Annotated in this window: 19 protein-coding genes and 2 pseudogenes; 9 read left to right on the top strand and 12 right to left on the bottom strand. The window is 33.7% G+C overall.

What is annotated here, in order from left to right; translation table 11 throughout:
- Positions 1 to 10 precede the first annotated feature (10 nt).
- Together AMS59_RS20665 and AMS59_RS20660 are read left to right on the top strand one after the other, a co-directional pair.
- Positions 11 to 928: an ABC transporter ATP-binding protein gene (locus AMS59_RS20665; RefSeq protein ID WP_053485604.1), complete on the top strand. Its 918-nt coding sequence runs from the start codon at positions 11 to 13 to the stop codon at positions 926 to 928.
- 343 nt (positions 929 to 1,271) lie between these two features.
- On the top strand, positions 1,272 to 1,616 hold the full coding sequence (locus AMS59_RS20660; protein WP_053485603.1) for a hypothetical protein: 345 nt from the start codon (positions 1,272 to 1,274) through the stop codon (positions 1,614 to 1,616).
- Between the two features lie 163 nt (positions 1,617 to 1,779).
- On the opposite strand, the pseudogene AMS59_RS20655 reads toward AMS59_RS20660, so the two are convergent.
- Positions 1,780 to 2,145 (bottom strand): annotated as a pseudogene (locus tag AMS59_RS20655) (MFS transporter); the annotation flags it as partial.
- Positions 2,146 to 2,532: 387 nt separating this feature from the next.
- Positions 2,533 to 2,925 (bottom strand): YkvA family protein, encoded by a 393-nt coding sequence (locus AMS59_RS20650; protein ID WP_053485601.1) that lies wholly within the window; start codon positions 2,923 to 2,925, stop codon positions 2,533 to 2,535.
- Between the two features lie 65 nt (positions 2,926 to 2,990).
- Between AMS59_RS20650 and AMS59_RS26480 the strand changes: the two genes are divergently transcribed.
- Positions 2,991 to 3,131 (top strand): hypothetical protein, encoded by a 141-nt coding sequence (locus tag AMS59_RS26480; RefSeq protein WP_156304728.1) that lies wholly within the window; start codon positions 2,991 to 2,993, stop codon positions 3,129 to 3,131.
- A 147-nt stretch (positions 3,132 to 3,278) separates the two neighbouring features.
- Here AMS59_RS26480 and AMS59_RS20645 read toward each other — a convergent pair whose 3' ends face one another.
- On the bottom strand, positions 3,279 to 3,665 hold the full coding sequence (locus AMS59_RS20645) for a hypothetical protein (protein ID WP_053485600.1): 387 nt from the start codon (positions 3,663 to 3,665) through the stop codon (positions 3,279 to 3,281).
- Between the two features lie 390 nt (positions 3,666 to 4,055).
- Here AMS59_RS20645 and arsD point away from each other — a divergent pair, with 390 nt between their 5' ends.
- The 3 genes from arsD (at position 4,056) to AMS59_RS20630 (ending at position 6,491) form a co-directional block, all read left to right on the top strand.
- Complete coding sequence (gene arsD, locus AMS59_RS20640; protein ID WP_053485599.1) at positions 4,056 to 4,415, top strand: arsenite efflux transporter metallochaperone ArsD; 360 nt, start codon at positions 4,056 to 4,058, stop codon at positions 4,413 to 4,415.
- Positions 4,416 to 4,484: 69 nt separating this feature from the next.
- Positions 4,485 to 4,694, top strand: coding sequence for an ArsA-related P-loop ATPase (locus AMS59_RS20635; protein ID WP_053485598.1), 210 nt, complete (start codon positions 4,485 to 4,487; stop codon positions 4,692 to 4,694).
- 741 nt (positions 4,695 to 5,435) lie between these two features.
- Positions 5,436 to 6,491 (top strand): ankyrin repeat domain-containing protein, encoded by a 1,056-nt coding sequence (locus AMS59_RS20630; protein WP_053485597.1) that lies wholly within the window; start codon positions 5,436 to 5,438, stop codon positions 6,489 to 6,491.
- Between the two features lie 136 nt (positions 6,492 to 6,627).
- On the opposite strand, the gene AMS59_RS25540 is transcribed toward AMS59_RS20630, so the two are convergent.
- Both AMS59_RS25540 and AMS59_RS20620 read right to left on the bottom strand, forming a co-directional pair.
- Positions 6,628 to 6,804 (bottom strand): hypothetical protein, encoded by a 177-nt coding sequence (locus AMS59_RS25540; RefSeq protein WP_234007866.1) that lies wholly within the window; start codon positions 6,802 to 6,804, stop codon positions 6,628 to 6,630.
- A gap of 396 nt (positions 6,805 to 7,200) precedes the next feature.
- Positions 7,201 to 8,106 carry a DUF4261 domain-containing protein gene (locus tag AMS59_RS20620; protein WP_053485595.1) on the bottom strand — a complete coding sequence of 302 codons (906 nt, stop codon included), beginning with the start codon at positions 8,104 to 8,106 and terminating at the stop codon, positions 7,201 to 7,203.
- Between the two features lie 726 nt (positions 8,107 to 8,832).
- Here AMS59_RS20620 and AMS59_RS25535 point away from each other — a divergent pair.
- A complete protein-coding gene (locus AMS59_RS25535) occupies positions 8,833 to 8,997 on the top strand; it encodes a hypothetical protein (RefSeq protein WP_156304727.1) in 165 nt (54 codons plus the stop codon).
- A gap of 449 nt (positions 8,998 to 9,446) precedes the next feature.
- On the opposite strand, the gene AMS59_RS20615 is transcribed toward AMS59_RS25535, so the two are convergent.
- Both AMS59_RS20615 and AMS59_RS20610 read right to left on the bottom strand, forming a co-directional pair.
- Complete coding sequence (locus AMS59_RS20615) at positions 9,447 to 9,692, bottom strand: hypothetical protein (protein ID WP_053485594.1); 246 nt, start codon at positions 9,690 to 9,692, stop codon at positions 9,447 to 9,449.
- Positions 9,693 to 11,409: 1,717 nt separating this feature from the next.
- Positions 11,410 to 11,748, bottom strand: coding sequence for a helix-turn-helix domain-containing protein (locus AMS59_RS20610; RefSeq protein WP_053485593.1), 339 nt, complete (start codon positions 11,746 to 11,748; stop codon positions 11,410 to 11,412).
- A gap of 371 nt (positions 11,749 to 12,119) precedes the next feature.
- Here AMS59_RS20610 and AMS59_RS20605 point away from each other — a divergent pair, with 371 nt between their 5' ends.
- Together AMS59_RS20605 and AMS59_RS20600 are read left to right on the top strand one after the other, a co-directional pair.
- Entirely contained in the window at positions 12,120 to 12,671 is a 552-nt protein-coding gene (locus AMS59_RS20605; RefSeq protein ID WP_053485592.1) for an NAD(P)H-dependent oxidoreductase, read from the top strand.
- Positions 12,672 to 12,703: 32 nt separating this feature from the next.
- Positions 12,704 to 13,417 carry an SDR family oxidoreductase gene (locus tag AMS59_RS20600; RefSeq protein ID WP_053485591.1) on the top strand — a complete coding sequence of 238 codons (714 nt, stop codon included), beginning with the start codon at positions 12,704 to 12,706 and terminating at the stop codon, positions 13,415 to 13,417.
- A 148-nt stretch (positions 13,418 to 13,565) separates the two neighbouring features.
- On the opposite strand, the gene AMS59_RS26475 is transcribed toward AMS59_RS20600, so the two are convergent.
- The 5 genes and pseudogenes from AMS59_RS26475 to AMS59_RS24515 form a co-directional block, all read right to left on the bottom strand.
- A complete protein-coding gene (locus AMS59_RS26475; RefSeq protein ID WP_082337607.1) occupies positions 13,566 to 13,964 on the bottom strand; it encodes a tyrosine-type recombinase/integrase in 399 nt (132 codons plus the stop codon).
- A 232-nt stretch (positions 13,965 to 14,196) separates the two neighbouring features.
- On the bottom strand, positions 14,197 to 14,304 hold the full coding sequence (locus tag AMS59_RS26470) for a site-specific integrase (RefSeq protein WP_234007865.1): 108 nt from the start codon (positions 14,302 to 14,304) through the stop codon (positions 14,197 to 14,199).
- 744 nt (positions 14,305 to 15,048) lie between these two features.
- Positions 15,049 to 15,108, bottom strand: a pseudogene (locus tag AMS59_RS27075) (YjcZ family sporulation protein); the annotation flags it as partial.
- A 414-nt stretch (positions 15,109 to 15,522) separates the two neighbouring features.
- Positions 15,523 to 16,389, bottom strand: a complete 867-nt coding sequence (locus AMS59_RS20585) for a cation diffusion facilitator family transporter (protein ID WP_234007864.1) — start codon at positions 16,387 to 16,389, stop codon at positions 15,523 to 15,525.
- A gap of 509 nt (positions 16,390 to 16,898) precedes the next feature.
- Positions 16,899 to 17,018, bottom strand: coding sequence for a YjcZ family sporulation protein (locus AMS59_RS24515; protein ID WP_082337598.1), 120 nt, complete (start codon positions 17,016 to 17,018; stop codon positions 16,899 to 16,901).
- Between the last annotated feature and the right edge of the window lie 153 nt (positions 17,019 to 17,171).

Raw genomic sequence — 17,171 nt, 5'->3', positions numbered from 1 at the left:
AGGCGAAAAGATGCTTGAGGTTCAAAATATTACCGTGCAATTTAGGGAAAATATAGTGTTAAATGATATTTCAATGACATTTGAAAAAGGTGAAATGATCGGGCTCGTTGCACCAAATGGAACGGGGAAATCCACATTTATGAATGTGTTAATGAATTATGTGAAACCTATGAAAGGAAAGGTAGTATTTAAAGATGGCCTAAGTTACTCGAATAAATCAAATGAAGTAAAAATTCATAAATTCGTGTCGATGATGCCAGACCAGAGTGACTTGTACAATCACCTAAGTGGGCGCGAGCATTTGAATATGTTTGCAACAATGTGGCAATCCGATTTAAAACTGATTGACGAAACAATCGAAGCATTAAATATGGGGCATTATGTGAATAAAAAAACAGGCACGTATTCCCTTGGTATGCGCCAGCGTTTATGCTTTGCCATGCAAATTGTCTCAAATACAGAAATTATGATGATGGACGAAGTAATGAACGGACTTGATCCAAATAATGTAGAAATTATTTCGAAAATATTAGTAAAGAAAAAGGCTGAAGGTAAGATTATTATTATTGCCTCCCATTTACTTGATAATTTAGAGAAATACGCAGACCGAATTTTCTTATTTAACGAAGGAAAGCTAGTTGATACCAATCAAGTAATAGAAGGATTTAGTCAAGCGCATATTAAAACTATTCGAGTGAAAAATATGGAGAATGATACCAAAAAACAACTTCACGAGCTATTTCCAAACATAAAACTTCAAACACTTACAAACGGAATGTCACTACTTCATTTACCAAGTTCTGATCCAAGTTTATTAAGTTCGCTTACATCTTTTTTAGTTGAGAGAAATGTGGTGGATTTTGCATTTGGGAAAGTTACATTACATGATTTGTATTCCATGTATTATCATGAAGATAGCAAGCCATGATCCGTTAAAAAGGTTAAGAAGAGTTGTAAATCGTATTCATAACTAGTGACTGTATTAATCGAGTAATTTTTTTAATCTCGATATACAAAACAAATTCATCAATGGCAGCTTGCAGTTGCAAGTATAAAACCTCCAGATAGCGTATTAATCAATAATTATTATCAGTACAAAATCATCCCATTATCGTAAAAAAGGAGAGTTATCGTTCACAAGAAAATTATAAGGAACTTCAGAATTGCAAGTCGAAAAGTTGTATAGTTGTTGATGGATAAGATCAATCTCAGTTGGATAAAATATTTGTGAACTTAAAAAGTTCAAATTTCAAGGATTGGGAGGACTATATATGTCATCTGAAATGGGAGAAATACATCGTACTGGTCAAGACATTAACGACGAAATAGTACATTTTGGTGGGCAAGCTGAAAGTATTTTTAGTTCATTGGCTGAACAAGGTCGACTTTCAATACAAAAGAAAGCAGACGAATTAGCTGCACAGTATCTTGAAAGTAATCCTAATCCAGACTATTATGATTGTGTTGAAATTGTAGCAGAGGGAGTTTTGACAGCAGGGAACGAAATTAAGGCTAGCAGTGGCTCTTGGGGAGAATCAGTAGAAGCAGCTCTTGGGGCTGGTGTTCAAATGCCAGCAGCAAAAATAGCTTGTAAAAGAATAACGATGTTGTCTTAACATTAATTTTTGAAAAAGCGTAGGCGTAAAAAGCTTATGCTTTTTGATATTTATTGATTTCTTTTATCAAGATAACAAATCTATATAAAAAAATGTCTGCTAATGAGGGAAGCTGACATTTCTATGTGGGAATTCTGGACATAACGTTGTTATTTACGTTTGTTCATAGTTTGCGTATCGGACTGACAAGTGCAATAATTATTTCAACGAATTTTGTAGCTGATGCAAAAATAAAAATTGAAATCGGATTATAATCAGAAATCATACCTCCTACTAATGCACCTTGAGGCATTGCAAGTCGTGTAAGCACGCGTGAAAATCCTAAAACTCTTCCTTGCAAATTGATAGGTACAGTTTCCTGCTGTACAGATGCTACAATAATGTTCCAAGCGATATTACATACCATAGCTATTCCAAATGCAATGCCTGGTGCTAACCAAAATTTACTCCATATTGCTTAGGTTAGTCCAATTGCACCTATACCTAATAAAGCTGGAATTAGAATCCCGCGTCTAAATCGCTTAGATATTTGATATTAAATAATAGTTTTTAGTACTTCATAAAAAGAGATGACCTTAAAAAAGAAAAAGAGTTTTTAGAAGATGACCAGGCTTTTATCTATATTTTCACAAACTTTGGCGAAAAGATTAGAAACCTTGTAGATGTAGCGTTGGGTGTATTAGATGAACATTATGAAAGGGGTACGCCAATAACTATGATTGTAGAAAGGAAACTTTAAGATGTTAGAAAATGTTTAATCGCCACTCGAAAAACAACAATCAAGTTAAACAGAGCATACTTTTTAAATAAGGAAATTCGTAATTAGTAGTGGAATGTAACTTATAAAAACTATATTCCACTAAATATTCGAAAGAAAATGTTCAGCAAGGAAAGATAAATCTTGCTGAACAAAACTTTAAATATGATGAATAATAATTTTACTAATCCAAACAGCAAAGATAACCCAAATAGTTATAAAAAGAATGCCAACAAACCAATTCTTTGGTTTTTCTGATTGTTTTAATTCTTCCGCAGCTTCTTTATTATCTTCAATTACATTATGTGGAATTAGTTTTAAAGCGAGGGTAATTCCCAGGGGTACAATTATCAAATCATCAAGATACCCTATAACAGGTATAAAATCTGGGATTAAGTCTATTGGGCTAAAAGCATATGCAACTACAAGCATTGCCAAAAGCTTAGCATACCATGGTGTTCTGGGATCTTTATAAGACAGATAAAGTACAAATAAATTTTGTTTTAATTTTTTTGCAAAGGCTTTTAATTTTGATATTAAACTATTGTTCATTGAAAATCTTCCCTTTCTTTACTATGAAGTATAAGTTATCTAAGTAGAAAGGGGAATAAATACTAATGAACAATATTAGAGTCGTGTCAGAAAGCAGGAAAGAAAATATGTTTAGAGTTTATGACGACCGTACAAATGAAACGCTTTATCAAAACAAAGACAACATCGAGTGTGTTGTATTGGAAAAACTGTGTAGTAATAATTAAGTCGTTTAAAATTTTGAAGTGTTAAACATGCGTAAATACATTCAAAATAAAAAACAAGCAACCAATAAAATTGATTGCTTGTTTTTTGTACAGCAGTTTGTTAAATATAACCCACAATTGAAGGGATACATAACAATACCCATTTATTTAAATGAAATTTTGAGGAACACATTCACGAACACCAGAATTTCTCAATGAGTTAAATAAAGCTGCACTGATTCTTAATAAAACATTGTTATCAGTGCCATTTTCTAAATCATAGATTACAAAGTATGAATTATCGACTGTAAAAATACATTTTCGTTCTAATTTAAATCCAGGGGGTACAGGTGGGAGTTGAAAAGCTGGTACAATCACAGGTGTATCTCCTTCAGCTCTGATAAAATTGAAAGTTTGTTGGTCAATCTCATAGATATTAACTGGATCAATCTCTACACCGTTAGCTGGAATTGTAATTTCATCTTCAACTAATAGGAAAAAGCGTTCGTTTCGAAAATTGAAAAGACTTCTCGCTCCAATTACAAATGATGCCATTCTATATTCACCTCCTCTTCTATACAATATTTTATTCATATCAAATACAGTTGTTTGGACAAAAAGGAAGGTGGAGTGAAGAATAGTTTCTGGACCGACGTCATTAAAAGCTAATAGTAAGGGTGAGATTGGATTATGAATATCATAGATGGATGGAGATTAACTGAACAATATGAAGAATGTTTAGCAGAGGTAATATATAAGGGTATTCATATAAGGGTATTCCACTACTTATTATGAATACCCTAAAAAAATTTGCCCTTTTTGAAAAGGGCGTAATTCATCCAAATACTAAGTCCACTATATTTTGTTAAATACGCCCTTATTTTTAGTATATATAACACAAAAACGTACGTGATGCTATTGGCAAGCGTATTGAACAATTTGTAGCTGAAAAAAATTCATATTTATGAACCAGCAATGTGTTGTTCTACGGGCTTATGTGGACCTTCTATTGATCCAGAGTTATTACGTATGTCATTTGTAATGAATAATTTAAAGAAAACAGATAAAGAAGCTGAACGATTTAATCTAACAAATGAACCGAATGCCTTTGTAGAAAACGAAGCCATCAATCAACTTCTAATGTCAGAGGGAATGGATGTATTACCTGCAACATTTGTAGATGGAGAGTTACTTTGTAAAGGAAAATATCCTACTAATGCACAGTTTTCACAGTGGTCAGGACTTTCAGAAGAAGAACTATTACAAAAACCAAAAGTACGCTTGTCACTAAAAGGAGATGCGTAAAAATGGAACGCTTTACAAGAAGCAAATTCCTAGACAACCCTTTCCTATTTTTTATAGGAAAAGGGGGCGTTGGAAAAACATCAGTTGCTTGTAGCCATTGCAAATGAAGAGAAAAAGGTGCTGCTAATTAGTACGGACCCAGCATCCAACTTACAAGATATTTTCGGTCAATCGCTTTCTAATACCCCGACTAAAATAGATGGTATCGATAATTTATTTGCATTAAAATTAGACCCTGAACAGGCAACACAACATTACATACGACGGGGAATGAGTTAAAGGATCTTCGCTTAATACTTTTAGTAAATTATGTACAATCAAAAAACACGTAAGGCTTTTATTGTGCGTTGTGAGAGCAATCGAGATGGATAACGGTACATGTTACTGAATCTCGATACGTCTCATAGCGTTATCATTATTGTAAAAATTAGAGAATTACATTTTAATAAAGACAACATTTAATTATTAAAATTAAGGGAGAAATATTCAGCTTATCAAAAATCTAACTATTTCGCAGTTGAAGCATTATGAAAAAACAAAAAGTACCTTTATTCAGATGCTTTTTAAGCAGATAAAGAAAAAGTATTAGAATGTTACATTAAGCAGCTATATAACCAAAGTGCAATAATAAAATTTCATTGCTATGTAAAATGAAATATCTGAAAGAAATTGTTCAGGAAGGATGACTCTTGCTGAACAAAACTTTAAATATGATGAAAAATAATTTTACTAATCCAAGCAGCAAAGATAATCCAAATAATTATAAAAGAATGCCAATAGTTGGGAGGTAAATTATTTATTTTGCTCGATTACTTCAATGCTTGGATTACCAAAAGCGTAATACCCATCTTCTTTATAGTCATTTTCCCAAAACGGTTGCATAAGTATAACTTCTTTTCTTAATTAACTGTAAACTCTCTTAGCATAGAAATTATAACATGGTAAAATATTGATTGATATATATGGTAAATAACGTGATGAACTATATTCAAAAATCTAATGTCAGGAGCGAAAATACATATGGCGAGGAAGAGAAAAACGTTACCGAAAAATTTTAATGAACTAATTGAAGCAGGTGATATTGCGGCATTACAAGAGGTATTTACAAAGTGCGAGCTAGATGCATATGGTGGTTATAGTAAAACAACAGCCTTAAGTTTTTTCAATGTACCGGATGAATTGGTTCGCTGGCTCGTGGAACAGGGGGCAAATATAAATGCGAGAGACAATTACAAAAGTTCGGCTTTACATAATCAGGCAATAAGTTGGCGGGGGAATATTGAATTGCTTCTTGAGTTAGGTGCAGATATAGAAGCCTTGGATTATCAAAACGAAACACCTTTATTTGCTGCGGCTGCTTTTTTTAAACCAAATGCGGTGCGCACATTGGTTTCTAAAGGCGCAAATATTAGCGCGGTAAATATGATGAATGAGACGCCTTTGGACAAAGCTTTAGCAGTATGTAGAAATATAAATATTGTTGATCTAGTGGAAGTTTCTGAGATTTTTCTGAGCGCAAATATAGCTGTAACGCCGGAAATGAAAAATTCTATTAAGCGAATTGGAAAAGACTTTGAATTTCACAGAGAAGGTTTTAATAAAGAATATTTGAACGAAACGGATGAGGCACTTTCCCGTCTTTATGAGCTATTTGATGTTCCACCAGTAGAGAAGCGAAAAACGCATGATGGTACGTCTCCAATAACAGTATGTACAAAGGGCTGGCAGGCGCAACATAATGAACTTTGGAATTTACTAATTCCTTCGCAAGGACATGCGCAAACTGTACAAGGAGAGGTTATTCGTATTACTGGTAAAGTCTCATACGAAATTTTAGATAACGGTGGCATCAACTGGGATAATGATTTTCGTAAAATGCTCAAAAGTTTGAACCATTACTTTAGCATAGGTACGCCATTACATCCCGCTGCACTTCAGGAGTCTATCACTTTAGCGAAAGAACTTCACAAAGGCGATGGAGATGAGGAACCTGCGAGACTATGCGAGTTGGCAGTGCAATGGGTACTTAGCAATCCGAATCCGATTATTTTAGAACAGCCTGAATATAAGCGCTAACATATTTAACGAATCCAATAAGCATTTTTATAAACAATAATATCCCCTTTTCTAAGCACTTAACGGCTAAGAAAAGGGGATATTATTTTAATTCAATAAAAGGGATCTTTTAGTGTTCATTAGTCTTTATTTGAATCTATTCAAACAATGGAACTTTTTGATCTATCCCACAACAATGAACAAGCATAGCGTGTAATTGCCCCCTATGATGATAAACATGAGCTAATATTTCTAATAACCATTCATATCGTGAGTATGTAACTCCCCAATGAGAAGTAAGTTTATCTTGTAGATCGACCTCTGTATAATTCATATATTTTGCTTCTAATGATTGATAATTTTTTAAAAATGCATCTTTTATTTCATTTTGTTTTTTACAAATTGGTCCGTTAATCAGCATGTTATATACGAAAAGGCTCCGGAGATGCGTACACAATCTAGACTGTAATAGCCCCAAGCAAACGTTAGTACAAATAGCTACACTAAGTAAAGAATAGGGCATAACTTAAAGGTGGTTACAAATTGTTTTATTTTTTACCTTGATAAAGTATGATAACCACGATTATCTAAGGCCCCCCATTAATAAAGTCTAAGCATTAGAAACAAATTTTGATAAAACTAGTACTCAAGGATTAAAACCGTTGAAATTAGGCTCCGCACTTTTGGTTGTATTGAAAGGACCTACACCACTATATACCCAAAGGAGTAACTATTCTTCAGAACCACCTTGGTGACCTGCATAGTTGCCCTCACCGGGATCAAGATCAATGACTATGCGGTGCGGAACAGCCAATGCATATTGATGCTCGCAGCGCCAACGCATCTCCTCTGTAAAACCAATCGTTTCTCCATCTGTAATAATATCACCTTGATTAAACAAATAATAAGCAAAGTTAGTCAAGCATTCTGCAACCTCATTGGTATCCATATCATAGAAGTGGCATTGCACATCAGGAATGCCTAGTGCAGCAAGCCCAATGGAATCCATGAGACCTTCTTGGCGTTCACTGCCAGTACCCTCAACATTGTAGAACCGAATGTTCAATGCTCCATACAACATTTCGCCCTCATCAATAGCAGCCAAAAACACGGATGGCTCGACCAACTTATTGCTTTCTCTAAAATAAATCGCAGCGCAAGGGACCGTTTCCACTATTGCACGAAGAACATTCGTATATAGCTCCAATCTTTTTTGGGGCTCCAGTCCAGATGCCATCATATCGACAAGTAACAATGCGTAACTACACTCTTGCAACGTTTGGCCTGCTTCATTCCAATGCCAACTTTGCTGCAAAGCGGCTTCGTAATCAGATATCGGACCTACATTCATGCCAGTAAGCATTGTTTGTGCAGGCATTTCTCCTTTTGCATATTTCACCATATAATTCAAATGAAAGAAGTGAAGCATTTCGCCTTTCTCATGTTGCTCATAGGGCTCCCATACTGCCAGCGACCCACTCTTTTCATTTTGTGGTTGATCTGTTTTCCCCATGTATTGTTCTATCTTGCTGTAGAGTAGTTCGCGGTCCACTACTGGCTTTTCTTTAAACAGCAGTTCAATAGCATAAACTCTAGCAAATCCGAAGTCTTTCTCCTGCTCTATGATTTCATTCATAAGGCACTCTCCTTCATTCTGTATTGTTTTCTTAATCATATATTGATGTGTTCATCAACTTCATCAAGAATACACGAAAGATTACCAACCGCCCATCATACTTTTTCCCTATCATTACCAATTGTGAGTGTCTATTTGTTTTACATCAATCAATTTTTTATATAAAAAATTGATTGAGTTTAACATATGTTTTTGAAATAATTGGTATTATGCAAAAGGACGAGATTGTTGGCGATTCTAGAGAAAATGAAATTTTATTGAAAAGGAGCGAACTTCAATGTTACCAATTGAGTATCGTATTGAAAATGAAGATGATTTAAAAACATAGGAATAAACCGTATTTGATACCAATAGTTTGATTAATAATGCTGTATATGCGGAATTTCATATTCCACAATCGGGCGCGATAAGCGTCTCTGTAAGTAAAGCATTCTCAACTATCTAAAAAGATCATTAAACAAAAGGTAGTATCCTTGAAAGAAATTAATTGAAAAGAAGGGGATTGAAGCAATAAAAAATTGTTAGATATGATTGTTCGTAATTAATCCTTACAAAAGATAATTAACGAACTATTTTGCATTAAACAATTCAAAACATTCGTATTAAGGAGATGAAAATGCTATTCGTCCATCGGCTGAACTTTATTCAGTTTGAACAGAAAATTGGATAGTTTTACCGTATGACATAATACTTGGATTATGTTTAGTGTCAATGCAGAGTAAACATGTGGAGAAACGTAGATTAAGTGAATTAGTCGATAAAGTATTAATAATATTCTACAAATCTTCGTTGCTAGAGGAATTGGCGAGTCGATTCAGAGGAGATTTGAAGGAGACAGCTTTGTCCATTAAGCAATCGTATGAAGAAATATATATGCAGGTACAAACCTAATACTAATGAAGGGTCAAGATGATTGGCTCCTTCATTTTCTTTTGTCAAGCACTATATAAATGCAATTATATTTTATGTTACAATAGATTCGCAGCATCCAGTTGATTCCTTTTTAGGAAGGAGGTGTACTGCTGTGTCTTATCCATCACGCGTTAAAAAGGCCAAGGCTGAAACGAAAAAGAAAAAAAGCGACTGGGAGCCACCCAATCGCCGTGTACTGCTGTAGATCCATCACGCATGAATCTTACTATCTTCATTGTATGCAAATAGCACAAACATGTCAATGAATTACTTTAATCTATGCAACAAAACTCCATTTTATGCATAGATATTATGGACAGCTTAAATTGTCTTTTTAAAATTTATTATATATTCATACTTAATTCCGTTGAGGCCAATATTATATTGGGATGTCTTATTAACAGCTATTATGTACTTAACATAAGCATTTATGTTGAAAAAGGCATAGAAAAATAGCAACAATCTTTGTAAAATGCTCTTTTCGTACAGATTGTTGCTATAATAGCCTTGATCAAATCCCTCGCCTCAGATATTAATTGTGATGTGTCTGGTTTTTCTTCTTCGAAATTAATTAATTCTTGAATATAAATAGTCTTTGTTGTTTCTTTATTACTGGTACAAGCTACTAACCATATAGAAAAAACAATTAATACCAAAATTGTTTTGATTTCCACCTCATCCTCACCACTTTTTCTCTAATCGTTGAATTGAATATATCCCTATAATAAGTACTTCTTCACACTGTAAAAAAACACCTGCTTTATTCAAACAATTAATTATACTACGTAGTCAACATCAAGGAACAAAAACCTATATTAAAAGAACCTTTGGGAAGTGGGGATTGAAGTGATATATAGGTTAGAGACGATTGTTTACAATAATCCTGACAAAAGATAAAAAACAAACTATTTCACACAAAACCACACAGAATGTTCGTATTTAATCATTAGAAATGCTATTCGTCCATCAGCTGGATAGTTCATCAATCAAATAAAACACGAATATTGTATTAAAAGTTAATTAAACCTGAATAATAAAGCCTGTTTTCTAAAATTGTTGCTCTCTTGACCGAAGAACGTTATCGTCTTTAGTTGAACTTATTGTACGTAAGGCTCAAAATATTTTAAATATAGTACTTCACACAGAATGCAGGGTGTTTCCTTATGTTTTTTCAGAAGAGTTTTTTGGAATTATGGATGCAAATGGATCAGGCAAGACAACATTGCTTAATTCCATTGCAACTATCTAAAGCCAACAGTTGGACAAATCATATTGGAGGATAAGAATATATCTTTATTTAAAGGGTCAAAACAAATAAAATTTAGAGAATGTAAGATAGAATGCTTATTACAAGAATATGAATTGATCGATAACTTAACTGCTAGAGAAAATACCGTTGTCCATACATGGTAAAACTCATAGAAAGCAAGAAGAGCAACTTCAAAAATTAACTAAACAATTTGATATTGAGCCTGATAGTGAGCCTGTAATTTAAGTCTCAGTTGTCAGGAAGTCAGAAGCTGAGAGTCGCTGCAGCAAATGCTTTGATTTCAATCCAAGCATTGTATTAACAGGCGATGCCAACGGAAACTTTGGATACAAAAAATGCAAAACCTTTTAATGGGTAGTTGAAGTATTCAAACTCTTTTCCATGCAAATAATTTTAGTTTACATAATATAAATACCTTAGTCACAACTTTTTAATTATCGGATGTTTCTCATAATTTATCGTTCAAAAGGGGATTATTCGTTTAAATAATGTTAATTATCGTTCAATGTAGATTTGTCCAATATTCATAAAAATTATTAATAAGAAAGATAAGCTTAGTTGGTTGTGCAGAATCATATAGTTCATTGAAGAATAAATATATATTGATGATTCTAAAACGGGAATACTTGAAGAGTCGAACATACAAATTTGTCTGTTCGACTCTTTTTTACACATTATATAGAACCAATGGATAACTTTTTTTATATTGTTGAATTGACTGAGAAAAGATTACTAAAGGATTGGAAGAAGTGACAAGTAATAAATTTGATACCCTGAATTTTTAAAAAGTATTTAAAAAAGGTGTTGATTATGATCTTGCAAAATCTAATAAAAGACAAAAGTGAAGCAGTCTAGGTTCATTTAAATAAATTTAAACAAGTGTTAATGAACACTTTGAGGAAAAAAATAAAAAGGGTCACTTGGGATAGGAGTGACCCTAAGTAACAAAATTCGGAGGTGTAAGGCTAAAATAGCTTTACTTTACTATCAATATGCCGTGATAGAGTAGTTTGTATAGTTCAAAGCCTGAGAAATAGATTTAAAAATAAAAAAGCTTTGATATGATTCATAATTAACTTACCAAAATTTAAAGAATGACTTATTTTAACTTTTTATAAATTTTATAAATTTAATCCAAATCTCTTTAATTCAATGAAAATTCCTTCCAATTGTTTTCCTTTGTCTGTTAACGTATATTCCACACGAGGGGGAACCTCCGGGAATACCTTTTTATTCAATATCCCATGATCTTCTAGTGTCTTAAGACGGAGTGAAAGTGTTTTCGGGCTAATTCCATTCATTGATTTCAATAGGTCACTGAATCGCATTGTTCCTTCTATAAGTAGATCGCGAATAATTAAAAAAGTCCATTTAGTTCCAATCACGTCAAGCGTTTTAGCAATGGGGCAAGTCTCACCTGGTGCACCTTTGGTCAACACTACTGGCTCAATAACACTCATCTGAAACATCCTCCCTAAAAAATTTTTGACTAATTTATCTTATCATATCACAATAGTATACTTTCAGAAACTTTATGAATTAAATATCACTACTTCCATAAATGAAGTTACTGTATTTATAATATCGTTGTACTTATAATTTCATCCCTTATTGAGGAGGTGATCAAAAATTATTGCAAGAAATCAACGAAACTAGCTACCGTTGATTTCTTTATTAATCAATGCTTTTGCTATTGGTACGTTATCATGGGTATTCTTCCAGATGTAGCAAATGATTTGATTTTCACCTTAAGTGCAGTAGGGTTATCGGTTACAGCCTACACGCTAGGCGGTTTTTTTAGAGGTAACAGAATTGAAGGAGCTAGATAAAGATGAAAAATATACTTATTATTAACGGGCACCAGAAATATAGTTCAGCAGAGGGGAATTTGAACCAAACATTGATGGACAAGTTGGTCAGTTTTTTAAGTGAAAAGAACAGTGTAAAAACAACAATTGTTCAAGATGGATATAAAATCGAAGAAGAACAACAAAAATTTATTTGGGCTGATATTGTCATTTACCAAACACCTATCTATTGGTTCAGTGTTCCTGGCTTATTGAAGACGTATATGGATGAAGTATATGCTTATGGATTATTTTTCAAGGGTGCTGATCAGTATGGAAAAGGCGGGTTATTGACTGAAAAGAAATATATGTTTTCGACTACCTGGAATGCTCCTGAAAAAGCATTTAACGATCCAAGTCAATTTTTTGAAGGAAGCGGCCTAGAAGATGCATTAAGCCATTTACATCGTATACAGAAATTTCTCGGTATGAAACCTTTAAAGAGTTTCTCTTGTTATGATGTAGTCAAAAATCCGAAAGTTGAAAAGTTTGTATCTGAACTTGATATACACCTGCAAGAGGTATTGAATTTTTAATCTATTAAGTAAACCCATAGGAGGGTAAAAACATGTTAAAAAATAAAAAAGTTGTAATTATCGGTGGAAGTTCTGGAATTGGTTTGGAATCAGCAAAACAGCTAGTAGCTCAAGGGGCAGAAGTAATTATTGCCAGCCGTTCCGAAGATAAATTACGGATTGCAAAAGAGCAACTAGGAGTTAGTGCAACGACTTTTACTCTAGATACAACACAAGAACAGCAAGTACAGTCTTTCTTTGAAAAAATCGGCCAGTTCGATCATCTTGTGATAAGTGCGGCAGAAACATCCGGCGGGTCATTCCTCCAAACGGATACAGCCCAAGCTCGACAACTGTTTGAAAATAAATTTTGGGGACAATATTATGCAGCGAAATACGGTGCTTCGAAAATATCACCAAACGGTTCAATCACTTTATTCTCTGGGGTTGTAGCCTACAAGTCTATGGTTGGTTCAGCAATGCTAGGTGCAGTCAATGCGGCAGTTTCGAATCTAGGCCAGACTTTGGCATTAGAACTTGCTCCAATCCGAGTAAACATCGTTTCACCTGGTATAATTGATACACCTTCCCGTAGCAAAATGCCAGAAGAAGCACGTAATAACTTCTATAATGCAGTTGAAAACAAACTCCCTGTGAAACGAATAGGAAGAGCTGAAGATGTTGCACAAAGCGTACTATACTTGCTACAAAATAGTTTCGTGACTGGAACCGTTCTTCATGTAGAAGGCGGTCACATTCTAACTTAAGCGAGCAGCTCAGGAAAATATATCCCATAAACAAGAAAAAACGCAATTCTTTTTGTAGAACTATACGAAAGGATGGTATTTTTTAATCTTCCCATCTCCATTGGGCTTAAAAGGCACTCTAACACGTTTTCCTTATTTTGTTGTAACATCAGTTATGCAGTGTAAAAAGGGTAGGTGGGAAGCCTGCCTTTTTCAACACATCTTTAAAGATGACATGTAAACCCCGCGGATCTAATGCTTTACGATTTTTATTTAGAAAAACAGGTTCTGTTGGATAAATTTGACATGATCTTAAAGAAGCTTTATAGGATGCCAGAAGCGGCATTAAGTGTGGATGAAGGGGCAATATACGTTCTTTTTTCCCTTTTCCATCAATTCGAATCGTTTCATTTATCAAATCAACTTGTTCCCATGTTAATGTAACAAGTTCAGAACGTCTTAGACCTGTTGTTGCTAATAATTTAAACATTAGCTCATTGCGCATCGAAAAACGTGATTGGGCGCGTTCTAAATAGTCAAATAGCTGCTTTAGATCCGTTAATGTCATTTAGACCGGAAGTTTATCATCGGTCTATGGCGATTCAATCCCGTGCGTAAAATCATTAGCAAGGTATTGTTACTTTAAACAATATTTGTGAATGATTTTATTGAAGAAATTTTTCGGTTTACCGAACGAGGTTTTTGTTTTAATTATCCTAATAGATATTGGATATAGCGACGTACTTGGGTCTTGGTGATCTCGTTTAAACAGGTTGAACAGCCATGATCCGATAAAAAGGTTAAGAAAGTTGTAAATCGTATTCATAACTAGTGACTGTATTAACTGAGTAATTTTTTTCAATCTCGATATACAAAACAAATTCATCAATGGCAGCTTGCAGTTGCAAGTATAAAACCTCCAGATAGCGTATTAACAATAATTATTATCAGTACAAAATCATCCCATTATCGTAAAAAAGGAGAGTTATCGTTCACATGAAAATTATAAGGAACTTCAGAATCACAAGTCGAAAAGTACAGATATTATGAGTAGTTGAAGTATTCAGGCCCTCTTCTGCGCCAAATTATTTTAGTTTACATAATATAAATACCTTGGTCACAACTTTCTAATTATCGAAAGCTTCCTATAATTTATCGTTCATAAGGGAATTATTCGTTTAAATAATACTAATTATCGTTTAATGTAGATTTGTCCAATATTCATAAAAATTATTCAAAGAGTGATGAACTTAGCTTGGAGGGTTTGAGGTTGGCAAATTAGTCAACTCCTTAAATTTTCACTACATGGATCAGCGAAGAAAAAGGGTAGCCAAAGCTACCCTTTTCAATTTAGTTTTATTCCACAATCGCGCACTTTTATTTCTATTTTTTTATATCTATATATTCATTTGTTTAAGTGTTCATTCTTAGAATATACGTATTCCAATTCCTATGACGAAAATAGCTGCAATAAAGAAGAAGGGAATGAAAACGATTCTAATGCCTGACCGCATAAAAATTCCTCTTGATGAATCAACGCCTACTAGTATTCCTCTTTGAACTCTTCCATGGATATCTCTGACTTCTACAGCCCGACCTTGGTGTCTAACTAGCTGACACATAGTAACCCTCCTTTCAGAAGAAAATTTTACTTAGGTTCCTACAATAATGAGTAGAACAAACATTACAACAATTGATGCAAAAGAAGTTGTATTTACTTCTCACATATCACCTCCTTTAGAGCATGTAATTTAATATATGAGTTATAAAAATAATGTTATGGAATAATTGTCGATAATCACACGGGATTTTTTGAAATGTAAGACCAAAAAAGTATGTCACTCTTTTAAATGATAGAAGAGAACATGTCAGCAAATAATCGTAAAATAATGCCCACCAGTAAAACCAAGAGGGGATTAGGTTATTATTTAGAAAACTTGTTAAAGACTATACAATTGATTGGCAGAGTTGTTGATCGTGGAAGTCTATTGTCATTTATACAATTATATTTGTATTGGAATATTTACTAACGTAGATAAACTAAGCATCGTTTTACAAAGAAAAAACCAGGCACTCATTAAAAAGATGAGTACCTGGTCTTGAAAATTGGATTAATTGATATTAAATCAGTTTATTCTCTCATTTTCCGGCTCTAAATGAATGAGAGTATTAGCTTTATGAAAGTTCCTCTGAATCTTTTCCTCTATACGATCACATAAATCATGTAAGGTTTCAATGTTTTTATTCGACTCTACAACTAAATGAAAATCTATATATTCTTCTGCACCAGATCGTCTTGTTCGAAAATCGTGATATTCAATATATTCACCTTTAAATGATTCAATAATTCGAATAATCTGTTCTTCTTCTTCTTTTGATAATCGAGCATCCAATAAAGGAGGAAAGGCTTCTTTCATCATTTTGAAAGCTTCCATCATAATATAACATGCTAATACTATCCCAATGATTGGGTCCAAAATGTACCAGCCAGTTAAATGGACAATCAATAAACTCAAGGCAACACCTAATGATGTATAGACATCTGTTAGTAGATGCAGTGCATTTGATTTCATGGCAACGGAGTTGGTGTTCTTTGCAGTTCTATAAACAATCCTTGATACAAAAAAATTAATCAAGGCGCCCAATAACATGACCAGTATTCCTAGAACTGGGAGTTTGATTGGTGTAGGAGTGATAATTTTATGAACACATTCATAAATAATCCAAATTCCAGCAACAAAAATTAGAAGTGTTTCAATTGTCCCTGATATATTTTCAACCTTTCCATGTCCGTAGGGGTGCTCTTTATCCGCTGGTTTATTGGAAATTCGTACGGAGAGAAAGGCAATAAAAGAAGCAAGTAAGTCTAGGAGAGAATGAATTGCCTCTGATAAAATTGCCACAGAACCTGTAAACAATCCAACAATAATTTTTAGGATGACGACAGTGGTATTACTAATAACTGATAAAAAAGCAATCTTTGAAGAGTTCACTTTAATATACCTCCAATAAAACATTGTAAATTTATCATAACAAGTGAACATCGTGTGGGTCTACGGCAACGTTTTTTCCTATTTACTAGTAATTAAATAGGGAGAAAAAATGTTGAGTATAGCAAAACTTTTTGAAAGAAAACAATAAGGACCAAGATTTTATTGTATATAATAAATCCTGGGTTTTTGCGTTTTAAATGTAATATGTCTTGAAATAGGGTTTTCAGTCATTATGTTCTCATAAGAAAAGGCTTTTAAGTGAAAGAAAAATGCTATCTATCTCTGCGTCGTGCAATTTTTAAAAGAAATGGTTATTGATATTGGCAGGGATTCGCTGGTGATGTAGAAGAGGGGGACCTCTATCTTAATTAGGGGGTTGAGAATGACATTGAACGAGGAAATATTAAAGGGTCACCGGAGGATTGTGACCCTTAGTTTCGATTTGAAGGTGAAAGGTTTAATTAGTATTACCTTACAATAGTTATGAGCATTAGAGGCGGTGCTAGGTATTAATACCCTTTAGTCATGAAAGTAGCGCCGACAATAATTAAAAGAATGAATAGAACAACAATTAGCGCAAATGCTGAACCTGTGCCAGAACCAGAACCAGAACCATAATATTCAGACATAGTAATTACCCTCCTCTCTATAATTTATAATATGTTAAATTTACAATAGGGATTGCGATAATTATCTACCCAATAAATATCACTAGTGTCGCATTAAAATAATTCCACACTAACGTTTAAACTGAATTTTCTGTAATATATTCCAGGCACGAA

The sequence above is a fragment of the Lysinibacillus sp. FJAT-14745 genome (assembly GCF_001275675.1).
GTDB lineage: Bacteria > Bacillota > Bacilli > Bacillales_A > Planococcaceae > Lysinibacillus.
Note: the sequence above shows the minus strand (reverse complement) of the source record. Positions and strands in the feature narration are given on the sequence as shown.

What these genes read in the sequence shown, in the direction of transcription:
- AMS59_RS24515 (WP_082337598.1), bottom strand. Translation starts at nt 17,018, where the DNA reads ATGTCTGAATATTATGGTTCTGGTTCTGGTTCTGGCACAGGTTCAGCA.
- AMS59_RS20665 (WP_053485604.1), top strand. Translation starts at nt 11, where the DNA reads ATGCTTGAGGTTCAAAATATTACCGTGCAATTTAGGGAAAATATAGTG.
- AMS59_RS20645 (WP_053485600.1), bottom strand. Translation starts at nt 3,665, where the DNA reads ATGGCATCATTTGTAATTGGAGCGAGAAGTCTTTTCAATTTTCGAAAC.
- AMS59_RS26480 (WP_156304728.1), top strand. Translation starts at nt 2,991, where the DNA reads ATGAACAATATTAGAGTCGTGTCAGAAAGCAGGAAAGAAAATATGTTT.
- AMS59_RS25540 (WP_234007866.1), bottom strand. Translation starts at nt 6,804, where the DNA reads ATGAATTATACAGAGGTCGATCTACAAGATAAACTTACTTCTCATTGG.
- AMS59_RS20660 (WP_053485603.1), top strand. Translation starts at nt 1,272, where the DNA reads ATGTCATCTGAAATGGGAGAAATACATCGTACTGGTCAAGACATTAAC.
- AMS59_RS20630 (WP_053485597.1), top strand. Translation starts at nt 5,436, where the DNA reads ATGGCGAGGAAGAGAAAAACGTTACCGAAAAATTTTAATGAACTAATT.
- AMS59_RS26475 (WP_082337607.1), bottom strand. Translation starts at nt 13,964, where the DNA reads ATGACATTAACGGATCTAAAGCAGCTATTTGACTATTTAGAACGCGCC.
- AMS59_RS20650 (WP_053485601.1), bottom strand. Translation starts at nt 2,925, where the DNA reads ATGAACAATAGTTTAATATCAAAATTAAAAGCCTTTGCAAAAAAATTA.
- AMS59_RS20620 (WP_053485595.1), bottom strand. Translation starts at nt 8,106, where the DNA reads ATGAATGAAATCATAGAGCAGGAGAAAGACTTCGGATTTGCTAGAGTT.
- AMS59_RS20600 (WP_053485591.1), top strand. Translation starts at nt 12,704, where the DNA reads ATGTTAAAAAATAAAAAAGTTGTAATTATCGGTGGAAGTTCTGGAATT.
- AMS59_RS20610 (WP_053485593.1), bottom strand. Translation starts at nt 11,748, where the DNA reads ATGAGTGTTATTGAGCCAGTAGTGTTGACCAAAGGTGCACCAGGTGAG.
- AMS59_RS20605 (WP_053485592.1), top strand. Translation starts at nt 12,120, where the DNA reads ATGAAAAATATACTTATTATTAACGGGCACCAGAAATATAGTTCAGCA.